The 13870-nt window shown below is 47.9% G+C and carries 10 protein-coding genes; 5 read left to right on the plus strand and 5 right to left on the minus strand.

Annotation, left to right across the window (positions count from 1 at the left end):
• Nucleotides 1-353 precede the first annotated feature (353 nt).
• Nucleotides 354-1283 (minus strand): hypothetical protein, encoded by a 930-nt coding sequence (locus tag ACDE64_RS22340; RefSeq protein ID WP_411348361.1) that lies wholly within the window; start codon nucleotides 1281-1283, stop codon nucleotides 354-356.
• A 347-nt stretch (nucleotides 1284-1630) separates the two neighbouring features.
• Here ACDE64_RS22340 and ACDE64_RS22345 point away from each other — a divergent pair, with 347 nt between their 5' ends.
• The 4 genes from ACDE64_RS22345 to ACDE64_RS22360 all read left to right on the plus strand — a co-directional run bounded on the left by ACDE64_RS22345 (nucleotide 1631) and on the right by ACDE64_RS22360 (nucleotide 8929).
• On the plus strand, nucleotides 1631-2434 hold the full coding sequence (locus ACDE64_RS22345) for a VLRF1 family aeRF1-type release factor (RefSeq protein WP_411344259.1): 804 nt from the start codon (nucleotides 1631-1633) through the stop codon (nucleotides 2432-2434).
• A gap of 246 nt (nucleotides 2435-2680) precedes the next feature.
• Complete coding sequence (locus ACDE64_RS22350; protein WP_411348362.1) at nucleotides 2681-3100, plus strand: hypothetical protein; 420 nt, start codon at nucleotides 2681-2683, stop codon at nucleotides 3098-3100.
• 29 nt (nucleotides 3101-3129) lie between these two features.
• Nucleotides 3130-8313: a DUF4132 domain-containing protein gene (locus ACDE64_RS22355; RefSeq protein ID WP_411348363.1), complete on the plus strand. Its 5184-nt coding sequence runs from the start codon at nucleotides 3130-3132 to the stop codon at nucleotides 8311-8313.
• Nucleotides 8314-8455: 142 nt separating this feature from the next.
• Nucleotides 8456-8929 (plus strand): DinB family protein, encoded by a 474-nt coding sequence (locus ACDE64_RS22360; RefSeq protein ID WP_411348364.1) that lies wholly within the window; start codon nucleotides 8456-8458, stop codon nucleotides 8927-8929.
• Between the two features lie 259 nt (nucleotides 8930-9188).
• Here the strand turns inward: ACDE64_RS22360 and ACDE64_RS22365 are convergent, their stop codons facing one another.
• From ACDE64_RS22365 to ACDE64_RS22375, 3 genes are all read right to left on the minus strand, one after another.
• A complete protein-coding gene (locus ACDE64_RS22365) occupies nucleotides 9189-10391 on the minus strand; it encodes an ROK family protein (RefSeq protein ID WP_411348365.1) in 1203 nt (400 codons plus the stop codon).
• Nucleotides 10392-10506: 115 nt separating this feature from the next.
• Complete coding sequence (locus tag ACDE64_RS22370) at nucleotides 10507-10932, minus strand: DUF3139 domain-containing protein (RefSeq protein ID WP_411348366.1); 426 nt, start codon at nucleotides 10930-10932, stop codon at nucleotides 10507-10509.
• Between the two features lie 327 nt (nucleotides 10933-11259).
• Nucleotides 11260-11895 (minus strand): NAD(P)-dependent oxidoreductase, encoded by a 636-nt coding sequence (locus tag ACDE64_RS22375; RefSeq protein WP_411344265.1) that lies wholly within the window; start codon nucleotides 11893-11895, stop codon nucleotides 11260-11262.
• Nucleotides 11896-12237: 342 nt separating this feature from the next.
• Between ACDE64_RS22375 and ACDE64_RS22380 the strand changes: the two genes are divergently transcribed.
• On the plus strand, nucleotides 12238-13113 hold the full coding sequence (locus tag ACDE64_RS22380; protein ID WP_411348367.1) for an NAD(P)-dependent oxidoreductase: 876 nt from the start codon (nucleotides 12238-12240) through the stop codon (nucleotides 13111-13113).
• A 108-nt stretch (nucleotides 13114-13221) separates the two neighbouring features.
• On the opposite strand, the gene ACDE64_RS22385 is transcribed toward ACDE64_RS22380, so the two are convergent.
• The gene (locus ACDE64_RS22385) at nucleotides 13222-13770 is read right to left on the minus strand and encodes a guanylate kinase (RefSeq protein ID WP_411348368.1); all 549 of its coding nucleotides are present in this window, start codon (nucleotides 13768-13770) and stop codon (nucleotides 13222-13224) included.
• Between the last annotated feature and the right edge of the window lie 100 nt (nucleotides 13771-13870).

Genomic DNA, 13870 nt, shown 5'->3' on the forward strand with positions numbered 1-13870 from the left:
TATGGTTCCTCCTATATATTCAACTATTGATAACATACTTACTTTTAATAACAATAGCCAGTATAAATTATTGTGTTGTTCATCGTCAACTACTTCCTGCACACTTTCATGCTTCCTTCATGCCACCGTATCCTAGTTCCAATGAGAACGAACGCATGTCGCAATGATATGTTGTGCTAACAAAAAAGCAGTTCTATCACAACGCTATTGAATGAACGCGCTGGATAAAACCGCTTTTGCTAGAGAACGGAATGACTTTACAGATTTTGTTTCACTCATCTAATCCAAATAATACCATTGTTTATACAACGATTAGATCAAATGCCTCTGTTATCTGCTTCCTTTAGCTAGTATCATTTGGACAGAACAACTGTATATCCACCAGATTCAGTAGCCTCAAATTGCACACCATATTTGTATTTATCACCATAAGGAATCACAGTTGAATTGACATAATGCTGAGTACCATCTGCAAGCTGCACTAAGATTTTCAACTTTTTAAGTTGACTCGCATTCAATGTGTTATCTTCTACTGGCAAGATCATCCCGATAGAATGATTGGAATGTCCACTCAGATGTACGCTCATCGTCAATCCTTGTCCACCAGAAGGGCGTTGAACCGTTGTATCAATGTGTAACGCTACATTCGTATCCTGCTTTACCTTTTGCAGTGTAGTCACCGGCAGTAGAATTTTGCCATACAGAGCATCAATACGTAATCCAAAATTAGCGCTAGACATTAACTTTGCTCCGCGATCGGTTAATGTTAGCGAGAGATCTGCTGTTTTCAGCGAATCATTGTTGGCAGGCATATTGAAGATCCCTGTATCTCCACCATCTTTGCGCAGCATATCTGTTGTAAGCGCAGCTTCCTTCGTACCGATAATCACTCGATCGCCCAGCCACTCATTGGGAGTAAGATGACGTTCTACCGCAAGACTGACCGGACGCGAACCACCTGCTTGATTACTAACTACAATAGCTGGCAGCACCGAGACTGCCGGATTGCCCGGCGCATCCGGGAAGACTTGTACCGGAACAGGTGGTGTTGTCGGAATGAATACCGATGAATCATCCACAGATACTACATTATCCACCGCATCAGGTGAAGGTGCGTGCGCAACCGGATAACTGGCAGAATAGACCGTATCGTCCCGTTGAAATAAAGAAATAAATGTAGGTGCCAGCACAAGGACGACCAACAGTACCATTGCACTGATCATTCTACTCACATTGTTGTTCAATTTGTTGCCTGCTGTCTTCAGCTTTTGCCAGATATTCATACCGTTATTCTCCTTGTTGACCGATTCATTTACGTAATCCGGTAAAAATGAGTAAAAAGCGACAGAGGGACGGGCAGAAAGAGCTATATCAAATGATTTCCGCAAAGGAAAATCGCAGATTCTGTTCATCGTATAGTTCTCATTATACATTACAATTATCATGTATAGTGGTAAAAATGTAATAAATAGTAATTTAGTCCCATTTCCTAATTTTAGGATGTATTCATATTATTTATACGGCTAATTCATAGGTTTGGTTGATAGTTTTTGTAGAATTTGCAAAAATAGTTTTGAGCCTTTTGTAGAAGGGTAAACAAGAGGAACTCTCTTTGAGGAGGTACATGCTTATGGGATTTATGGAAAATTGGAAAGCACTTCAGAAGTATTCTGCTCAATCGGCGGAACGGTTTTTGACCATCTATCTGAACACTGAACCAACTGCCAACACCCAGCCAGAATGGAAAATACGCCTCAAGAATGGTTTTAAGAAACTCGCCGAGTACACAGAAGCTGGAGAAGAACGCAGATATCTGGATATGCTGCTGGAACTTCAGTCCAAAGTGGAAGAACGCATTGAGAACAGCAGAACCGAGATGAAAAAGGGCTTAATCATCGTAGCCGATTCGTCAGGCGGACTGTTTTTCTGCGAAAAAGTGCAGACCGGCGTACCTAACGCGTTTTATTTCGAGTCAGAGCCACATCTGGAAGAACTGGAAGCACTCATGTCGCGCTGCCCAGCGGCTGGTATCGTGCAGCTCAGCAACGACACCGTAACTGTACTCGATAGCCTGCTGTGCGAGATTAACGGCGAAACGTATTTTGAATGGGATCTGGTGCATGATGAATGGCGCGAACGTTCCAGCCAGAATACGAGTGATCTGAAGTCAGCAGTCAACAAACAACGGGAAAATTATACCGAACAATGGGAAGTCATCCGTCCGCGCTGGATCAAGCGGCTGGTGCCCATCATTGAACAACTGGCACGGGAGCATCAATGGGAAGAGATTGTAATCAGCGGTGAGAAGCAGCTGGCTTTCCAAGTGAAAGAAGCGCTGAATGCGCGCATTTCCGTCCATGTTGTACCCAAAAACCTTAGCAATATGAAATCCCGCGACGTATTACAAGAAGCGTACGCTGTCCTGCATTCGTAATTCGCGAGAGATTCCTTCTAACATCGACAACAATAGCCCTGCGGCAGACCGAATCTCTATTCTCGGTGTGCACGACAGGGCTTTTTACGTCTGAATAATAAGAACGTTTGTTCTCTACCATCTATTTGTGTTATGCTGTCTGCAACAGATACAATGCGTATAAGGATTGTTTGACATCATCGTTTGCACAGCACGCGTGTTACATAGAACTCAGAATGTTGTAAGGAAGTTATGGAGGTGAAGTTCATGAACATCACAGTCACCGTCAAAAGCCCATCCCGGCGCAAGAGTGGTCTTATACAGCAAACTCTCTCTCTCCCCTCTGCCCCCGCACATCTGCGTCAACTGATCGGCATGATTGTGCAGTCCGAAATTCAACGTTTTAAGGACAAACAAGAAACCTCTTCCTTGATGCCCTACCTGACCGCACCCGAGATTGAGAACAGCGCCCACACTGGCAAAATCGGTTTTGACGATATCGTGAGTGAAGCTGTACCGGATGAACAACAGGCGCTGGACGCGGCATGGTCGGCTTTTGAAGATGGCTTATACCGGGTGTTTATCCGGGAGCAGGAATGGACGAATCTGGATGAAGCACTGGATATGCAGGAAGGCGATACTATCGTATTCGTTCGTCTTGTGATGCTATCCGGTAGATTGTGGTAACTGTGTCATTAACGAAAGGAGCATGAATCGTGGGAAATTGGAATACATTAACCGATGAACTCGTTCGGCAATTGCAGCAGCGTATCGGACAATTGGATGAACAGCAGCAACAGCTGGCACAATGGTGTGTTACGTTGACTGGCGAATTTCACGCCTCATATGAACCGGAGATTCAACAAGCATTGCAGCATGAATTACAGCGAATCGCTGCACAGCAACCGCAGCATCTATTCGCTCCGCTACTCCCTATCGTGCAGCATCTATCTGGCGAAGTCGCAGCACAGCAGCTGGACTATATTATCAAGCATACAGCAGAATATCCGTACAGCGTCGGCTACATGCGCCGCCCTTATCGCACGTCCAATCTTCTTTTACATATGGATCAAGTCATTAACAAGATGCTCTCACTTATCCGTCTGCACGGATTCGGCTTCACACTGACAGAATATTTGACCGCACCGGATTATGATCTGGTCGAACCGTATATGCTCAGCCGGGAAATTGTTATCCCTGATCTGATCGCTTATGCGCTGGATCAACAGGATCAGACTGTACATGATGCGTTATTAACGATTATTCATGGCGATAATCAGAATGCGTTGCTGGCACGTCCTATGATCAAAGGCATGCTGATGTCCCATCGTACGGAAGCGCATCAATCCATCAGCGATCTGCTGCTTGCCGCGCGCTTGCAGGAAGGCTTGCGCCAATCGATTACCGAGGTCATGGACGAAGGTACAGTGGACAGTATGCGCGGCTTGCTGCATACCATTCTTGAGCACAATCTGATTCGCTACAGCTCTGTCGTACGGGCGCTGGATGTATGGACGGGGATGAATCTGGAAGCCGCCAATACCCGAGTCGCAGGGCAGGTGATTACACAGCTGTATGAAGTGCTGTGCGACGCTTCGCTGCGTCAGGAATGGTTATCCAGCGAGAACGCCAATCATATTTATCTTGCCCTATGGGCGATTGCCGTACATGAAGAGAATGATGTACCGGATGCTCTGGAGCAGGTCATTCATTCCGGTCTTCGTTATCGCAAAATCATTGGACTGTATGTACTGGGCAACAGTCAGAATACCGAGCTGCGATTAGCAGTAGCTCGTCAATTGTTGCAAGAGTCAGCGATTCAGCCAGCGGAAGACCCGGAGCTACTCTATCGGATCGTATATAACTACGCTTACGGCTGTGAATACGTATGGGATTTTGTCGGCGACAGTAAGGAATCGGAGCGACTTCTGCGTATTCGGCGCACACCGCAACTGGAAAGTAAGAGTCAACGCGCGCGCGATTTCGCCACATTCCGTGCACTGTTGGACGGAATGCCTGGTAGCTCGCTTGCCGGAGCTTCCAGCGTGTTGGACTTTGCATCGTATCATCTGGATCACGATCTGCTGATTGATAAGCTGCTGTATTTGGCATCTTACGACAATGATCCCGCCTGGATGGAGCAGGTGCTGCAATACAAAGATAAAATGTCGCCGGATCTGCGCGGCAACATACTGGAATATGTCATTCGTGATGGTAACGATCCTGCCCAGCGCCGTTTTGTGCTGGAAGCACTGGCTGACAAAAGTATGAGTAATCGTGAGAAGGCACTGCATTGTGCTACTCATTTTGTGCTGCATGCGGATGAATTACAGCGGATCGAAGACCTGTTCAAATTGAAAACAGGTTCCTTGCGGCAAGGTGGCATTCGTATCCTGCTCTCTCAGCCAGAAGAGATGCTTGATCCCGTACTACCACGCCTGCTGCATGGCAAAAGCGAGTTGCAGCGACTTGCCGGGCTGGAGATGTTAACGGAATTACAAGGGCTACCTGAGCGACAGGAGCAGCTGGCACGCCTGATTGGGCTGACGGAAGTGATCCAGTCGCCAACGGCGAAGGAACAGCTGCTGCTGGATAAACTTCAAACTGCAAACGACGAACCTACCTATACAGCTGCTAACGGATTCGGTCTGTTTGATCCTCAGCAAACGGAAACATGGCTACAAGAGCCTGTCGACACGAGAGGATTTCGGTTTGAACGCGATATATTCCAAATGTCGACCGAACGCATAGCTAGTATTTTGCAAGGATTGGACGAACTGGTGCATGAGCATCGGAATGTGGAATACGATATTCGTCACTACGGCGGGTATACATCCCAATATTTGATTGGTTCTCGTCTGATGATGATGAATATGGATACAGATGATGAGCAGACATCCATGCTGGAGCAATTTCCACTGGTGCATGTTTGGCGAGAATTTCTGCAACGTTATCAGCTGACTCCGTCAGAATTGTTAGAATTGCATGTACATTATCAGCTGTATGATTCCTTGTTCCAATATTATGATACATCTAGCGGTACGTTCAGCCAGTTGCCCGGATGGTGGAATTATCGAGGAACGAATTTGAAAGAGTTACAGCAATGGCTCAAACCATTCCTTGCATCGGTCTATCCGCTGGAGCATCTGCTGACTGTGACCGATTATTATGCAAAACAAACCTATCCGCAGCAGACCAGCATGCTCTTATGGGCGGCATTTAACGATGTTATGAATGACGATACGTGGCAGACTGTACGCTTTGCGCTGCATACGTGGTGTACAGCGATTACAGCAAAAGAGGTTCAAAAGCATATCCATATATGCGAAGTCCTACTGTCGCCATGGATTCGGTTATTGCACAATGATCATATATCTGAGAAACAATTCAAGGACGTATTCCAGACACGTTATCAGACGGAGCAGACGATTGTCGGTCTATTTGATCTGAACGCCCCAGCCGATTATGGACGTGCTCATCAGCTCCATCTGATTGAAGATAACGAAGTATATCGCCGCATCTTGAGTCAATCGGATTCGCGTAGAGACTATATGCGTGCTCTGACTACAATCTATTCGCGGAATAATCTGGTAGAGAAATATCCCAATCTGCTACCGATTCGCGATCATACTGTTGCACGTATACTGGATATTGAATTAAAGCGCGGGGAACTGCCGACCGAAGTCTCATCCATGGCAGCGAATATTGAGCGTTTTTACGGCATGCACTACTTTGTCGATATTCTCGTGCGACTGGATCGGGAAACGTTTATTCGTGGCTATATTTACAACTCTGGCAACAGCAGTACCAAAAAGGAAATCTTCAGCCAACTATTGAAACGATGCTACCCACTTCCAGGGGAAGATGAAGCTCTATTGGCGCAATTGCTGAATCAGCAGCCTGTACCGGAACGTCGATTGCTGGAAGCGGCGATGTACGCGCCACAATGGATCGAGATTGTTGCCCGTCACCTGAATTGGAACGGATTGCGCAGTGCCGCATGGTACTTCCATGCGCATATTAACGAAACCTTTTCCGCGGAAAAGGAAACCATTGTGGCGCATTATTCACCGATTACACCACAGCAATTCAACGACGGCGCATTCGATCTGAACTGGTTCCAGCAGGCATATGATGAGCTCGGTGCGGAGCGCTTCAAACTGCTGTATGAATGTGCCAAATATATCTCCGGTGGCTCCAATCACCGGCGCAGTCAGCTGTTCGCTGATGCAGTGCTTGGCAAGCTGAATGTAGAACAGACACGCCAGCAGGTAGAAGACAAGCGCAACAAGGATCAGCTGTTGACGTACAGCCTGATTCCGCTAGCAGAAGGCAATTCGCGCGATGCCGATCTGCGCGCACGTTACGAATATATTCAGCTATTCCTCAAGCAGAGCAAAGCTTTCGGTGCTCAGCGTCGTGCCAGTGAAAGCAGTGCCGCCGCTATTGCGCTGGACAATCTGGCACGCAATGCAGGTTATACCGATGTCACCCGACTAAGATGGGATCTGGAAGCACGCAAGCTGGACGAGCTGCTGCCGTATTTTACCGATCACGAAGTAGAAGACGGTCTGTTCGTACGACTGGATATCGACAATGAAGGGCAAGCCAGTCTGCTCGCTGCCAAAAACGGCAAGCCGCTCAAATCTGTGCCAGCCCGATTGAACAAGCATGACTATATTATCCGACTCAAGGAATTGAAGTCTGAGCTGACCGATCAGTATAAGCGTGCACGCGAGGAACTGGAACGCTCGATGCTGGCGGAAACGGTATTTACGGCGAGCGAGATCGCTACTCTGCTGCGCAATCCGGTGCTGTCGCCACTTTTCACAGCGCTCGTGCTCCGCAAAACCGATGGCAGTGCGCTTGGTTATATTAGCGGACATGCGGAATACGAACAGCAAGCTCCATTGCAATTAGTCGCTCCAACAACTAGCGCAGATGCTAGTGCGACGACAGCCATAGCAGATAATACTGCCAAGGATCACCAGCCTGACGATATCCAAGCAGGTTATGCGCTGACCTCTGTTCCACTATTGCCAGAGGAAGAATTAGTTATCGCGCATCCACTGCATCTGTATGAGAGCGGCACATGGCATCTGTTCCAGCGCCATCTGATCGAGAAACAATTCTGGCTACAACAGCAGGATCGCGGCAACAAACAACAACGCGAGCCATTCAAGCAAGTATTCCGTGAATTGTATCTGCCCAATGCCGATGAGAAGTCCAGTAATACCATTTCTCGTCGCTATGCCGGGCATCAAGTACAGCCGGGCAAAACGACTGCTCTGCTGCGTGGACGCGGCTGGACAGTCAGTTATGAAGAAGGGCTGCAAAAGGTCGATTACCGTCACAATCTAATCACCAGCCTGTATGCGCTGGCAGATTGGTTCTCACCTGCCGATACCGAAGCGCCCACGCTGGAAACGGTCAGCTTTTACGATCGATCCAGCTATCAACCGGTATCGCTGGATCAAGTGCCACCTATTGTCTTTTCCGAAGTGATGCGCGATATTGATCTGGTTGTCAGCATAGCTCATGTTGGCGGTGTCGATCCTGAAGCCAGCCTGACAACGATTGAACTGCGCAGTGTCATCGTGGAAGAGGCGGTGCGCCTGCTGAAGCTGGACAATGTGAAGATTAGCGGCAACTATGCGCATATTACCGGCAAACTGGGCGAATACAACGTGCATCTGGGCAGCGCCAATGTGTCCAGACCAGCGGCGGATTCCCTATATATCATTCCGGTGCATTCCCAGCATCGTGGTCGTCTATTCCTGCCATTTATCGACGAAGACCCGCGTACAGCAGAGATCGTTTCCAAAGTTCTACTGCTTGCCGAAGATCATAAGATCAAGGACCCGCAAATTCTGGAACAGATCAACAATGGATCGCGGTAACGAATACAAACTTGCATCGTTACTGTCGTCACACCGCGGTCACACTGAGGTCGCGCTGAGGTCGCGCTGAGGTAGCACTGAGTTCATACTGAGTTCATGCTGAGTCCACATTGAGGATATTGCCGAAAAGGAGCTTACATTTGTGAATGTATACAGTCAAGGTGTGTTCCATCAGATGGATATGGCGATCCAATCTGTCATCAATATAATCCATACGCTACGCGCTGAAGACTTGAATGTGAAGCCAACGCAGGAGAAGATGTCCATCGGTGAGCTGCTTGTGCATATGTCTGTACTGTGCGAAGCTGATTTTCTAATCGGCGCTGGGGCATCTGAGGAAGAGATGGATATCTTTTATGCCGATAGCGAGCCTGCCCTGAATAGCGAAGACATCATCCATTCGCTGACCAAGCATTATACCGCCTTGAAGCACGGCATTGCCGGGCTGACAGAGGAACAATTGCTCACTCCTACGACAGCTTACTGGGGCGGGACGCATTCCCGTTATGAGTGGCTGCTGGATACGCAGGCTCACTTCTACCATCATCGTGGACAGCTGCATGCGATGCTTGTGCATGTACTCCAGCGTGATCCCAAAGTACAGCTATTTGAATAAGCGCTGACCATGGCAATCATCAAGGAATGAACGGACTGAACAATATAGAGCGATAATGATACAGAACGATACTGATACAGAACACGCTCATCATACCAAACCATAGTGATATAAAACGACAATGAGAACCATAATGATAAATAAAAAGGCAGAGCGATCTTGGAATAGATCGCTCTGCCTTTTTTGGTGATACGTTTGATAACACAATTGATAATACAACTAATAATACAACGCTGTTTCCTTCGATGATGTGCTTCACTTACAGCTCATACGCATTCCATACCATCACCGCTGCACCCGTAGATACTGCGGTCTCCTGCAAAATGCCTTTGGAAAACTCCGGCTGGTAGCTCGCAGAATAATAAATGTTTTGTTCTGCCACTGCAATCGCTGTATCGTAAAACAGATCGTGCGCGCTGATCATCACGCCACCAAGAATGATTCGTTCCGGGTGCAATACATTGATCAGATTCGCCAGTCCAATGCCCATATACGCCGCCGATTGCGCAAAAATCTCGCGCACATACTCATTGCCTGATTGCATCGCCTGCACAATTGTCGCAAAATTAATCGCTTCCGGCTTTAATGCCAGATTGCCGCCCGTCCACTGCTCCCGACTCATTTTACTACGCGAGCGTACCTGCTGCTCCACCGCCTGCACCGATGCAAAAGCTTCCAGCGCGCCATAGTTGCCTGTACCGTGCAGTCGTGGTCCATCTGTCTGAATGATCATCTGACCGATCGAACCTTCCATATCGACCGCTCCATGCACAATTCGTCCGTTGGACATCATCGCCGACCGCAAACCGGTGCCGATATGCACATACAGCATATGTCGGATATTATCGCCGCGCACCATCCAGTGCTCACCCGTGAGCGCCGTATTCGCACCATTTTCTACAATGACCGACAACTCAGTCGCTTCCTCTAGCCAGCTGCGCAGCGGCACATCGTTCCAGCCCGGCGCGGCAAAATAGAGCGGATTCAGAATCCGTCCCTGCTCCCGACTAAGTGGACCTACCGCACCGACACCCAGACCAAGCACCAGATGCCGCGGAATATCGTGACGTAACAGTAGCTCATGAATCTGCTGCGATGTATGCTCAACGAGTCGCTGCGGGGTCATCTGTTCATCCATGCTCCAGCGCACCATTTCCAGCGGTCGCATCTCCATGTCGTATAACCCCAGCACCGAATAAATCCGCGAAATATCCAGCCCCAGAATGTACCGATGTGCCGGATTGATTTGATATAAAATAGGACGACGCCCACCTGTCGATTGCCCAAAGCCGGATTCCATAATCCAACCCTCACGCGTCATTTCATCCAACAGCCGCGTCAGACTGCTGCTGGTCAACTGAAACTGCTCCATGATTTCAGCCTTGGAAATATTGCGCTGCGCCGCGATGCGATCGTACACTGCTTTTTTGACCGAAGGCATCCCTTTTATGTGTTTTGCCATGTCATTTCACCATTCCCTATAATTCTTATCGGAATTATTTTTTTCATTATATCCGTTTTTGCTAGGGAATGCTATGTATTTATGTTAATTGTTGATATTTGGAAGAGGAATACGGTTACTCATTCTCCAAATGCTTAAGGGGAGTCGTTCCGATAGGATCACGAATTTCGCCATTTGTTGGTCGATGCTGCATTTGTTTAACTCCCGCATGAGCAAAGTACGTATACGTTATGTTAGGTTCATCTGCAAACACCACATCCACATAAAATGCGGGCAGCATAATTCCCCAGAATCCTTCTACTGACTGCAATTCTTGTTGGGTATAGTGCTCTTGCTGTATCAGATAATCTGTAACTCGCTGCGCATAACTCCATTTGTTGTACTGTACATATCCATATGGCGTACCGACCAGCAGTGCGATTATGATTGCTGCTATGATAAGTCTTCGTTTGGATTGAGGACTCATCTTTTGAGGTGGTGCACCATTACCGCCGCGTCCTTGTGAGAATCTGCGGTCATATTGCTGATTTTGTACTTTCATACGAAGCCTCCTTTGTATCATCATTAGGTGATCTCGAACTAGACCATTCCGACATAAACCGATCATCTCGTTGATATCCACCAGCAAAACATATTGTCTGATAAATGACATATCTGTTTATATGTTCAGCATAATATGTAAAGTTAATAAAATCCATTTTATACCAACTATTCAATAACAACATAAGCTCATTCTCAAACGAAAAAACGCCTTCCCTATAAGCAAGCAGAGAAGGCGTTCTTTATTATATTCTATTTAAATCTTTAGATAATGTGTGTGTTTGCCTATCCAATGATGATGCACCAAATACGGATTCGAAATCGCTAATTACTTCGCTTCCGTTACTACGCTAATGCGCTCGTTGACATGAGCTGCTTGTTCGGCTTCGTCTACAATCGCGATGGCATAGTCAGCGTAGCTGGAATAGCTGTTGCCTTCACTGTTGACGGTCAGTTTCTCGCCTGCCAGTGTGTACGAGCCTGTGCGCGGACCGCTTGGGTCGAAGAAAGCGCCTGGGCTAACAAATGTCCATTGGATGCCGGACGATTGCTTCAGGTCTTCCAGGTTTTTGCCTTGATTGGATGCAGTCGGTTTGTATTCGTCTGGGAAGTCCGGTGTATCGATAAGACGAGTCGTTTGTGCATCATCCACATACAGGCTACCTGCGCCGCCTACGACGATCAGGCGTGTTGTTGGGTTTTGTTGCAAAATATCGATCAGGTGGCGACCGACGGGTACGTGCTGCTCCGCATCAGGAGAACCAAAAGCGTTCACCAGTACGTCCACACCTTGCAGATCGTTGGCAGTCAGATCATTGACTTCTTTTTCGACGACATGTAGCTTGTCATTTTGCACTTTGCTTGCGCTGCGTACAACCGCGACTACTTCATGACCTCTGCTCAATGCTTCCTCGGCGATCAGTGAACCTGCTTTACCTGTTGCTCCAATAACTGCGATTTTCATATCAATTGCCTCCTCGTAAAATGATGTATCTATAGAATTCAGCTTGCATACAAATAACGTCTTCCTGTAACCATAATAGTTACATTACATTCGAATGTCAACTTTGTATCGTCGATTCCATTCATTTTCCCATTCCGGCACAAAGCTTAACCTGCTGCAACACAGCTGATAACAAGGACTGGTGAAACGGGTAATGCATAGGAGGTAAACGAAATGGCAAGAGCCACAGCGTGTTCTAAAACGTACTCGTTAGCGTAAACCAATGCACAATTGCATCTATCCACCATTTATACCAATCAGTTGAAGATGAAACGTCATTTAACAGACAAAGGAGTTTTAATCATGAGCAATGTAGCATGGATTGGCACCGGACATATGGGGTTGCCGATGGCACAGCGTTTGCAACAAGCAGGCTATTCCCTACACGTATACAACCGGACTGCCGACAAAGCAGCACCACTAAAACAAGCGGGCGCTACATTACATTCGTCCCCGGGCGCAGCGGCAGCCGAAGCGGATACGATTTTCATTATGCTGACCAAGGGCGATACCGTGCAACAAGTGCTGGATGGTGAGGACGGCATTCTGAATCATGTACGCGCAGGCAGTTATATCGTCAACATGAGCACAATTAGTCCGGGCGAAGCGCGAGCATTTGCACAATCCGTACAGCAAAAAGGCGCTATCTATCTCGATGCACCTGTGTCTGGTTCAGTTGCCCCCGCGCAGCAGGGACAACTCGTTATTTTGGCGGGCGGTACAGCGAATGCGGTACAGCATTGTCAGCCGTATTTTGATATGCTTGGCAAACATACGATTCATTTTGGCGATGTTGGCGCAGGCAATTCTGCCAAGCTGTCGATCAATCTGATGCTCGGCATTACGATGCAGGGCATTGCCGAAGCACTGGTGATCGGGGAGCATGCCGGGTTGAAGCGCGAGCAGCTGATTGAGATGATCGGTCAATCCGCAGTCGCTACGCCGATGCTGAATGCCAAAAAAGACTCTTTATTGCAAGAAGACTTTCCATCCGCCTTCATGATTCGCCTACTATCCAAAGACCTCGGTCTGCTAATGGACGAAGCGCGCCGTGACGGTGTTGATCTGCCACTCGCGGCTGCCGCCGACCGCACATTTGCCGATGCGACAGAGCATGGTAAAGGCGAACTCGATATGGCAGCAATTTTGCTAGAGCTTCAGGAGCGCAGACAGCGATAACAGATATTTGTAAACTGATCAGATCAACATCCTATAGACCCCCAAACCGTTCATTCCTTTTACATAATCAGCGGCTTGGGGGTCTTGTATGAATCTCTGCTACTTTATTCAGCGAGCCTCTATACCTGCCCGAATGAAATCGACCACACGCTCCGCTGTACGTAACTGTCCTTCCCCATTGCGAATGATGACATCGCATTGTGATAGCGCTGCAATCTCCTCATCAAATGAAGCCAATCGCAATTGCTGCTCCTCCACGCTCACCTTACGATCAAACAACCGCTGTGCCAATTGCTCGCGGCTAGCACTTACACCGATCAGTAGTGCCTTGTCGCCCAGCTGTCGTTTAACAAGTGCCGCTCCCGGCGCATCCATCACGCTAGAACGCGGCTGCTGATCGCGTACCGCTTCGTCCAGCGAACTTCGTGCTGTACCGTACAGATTGCCGCGATATTCGCTAATTTCCAGCATTAAGCCCTGACGGTTCATCACCTCCATCTGCTCGCGTGTAGCGAAGTGGTAATCTACCCCGTCCTGCTCGCCCGTTCTTGGCGTACGCGACGTCCATGTGACGATCTTGGGCAAGCCCAATCGCGCTTGTAGCGTGCTTTTTCCCGAAGCGCTTGGTCCCTGAAAAATCACGATGGAAAATGACATGTAATCCCCTCCTATAAGTATGCCCATTATACAAATGCACCTTCCTTTATACAAGCGCAGACAGCAGCAGACGAATGTCACTTCCTAGCATAATTAACTT

It is taken from the genome of Paenibacillus sp. WLX2291 (assembly GCF_046603665.1).
Lineage (GTDB): Bacteria > Bacillota > Bacilli > Paenibacillales > Paenibacillaceae > Saccharibacillus.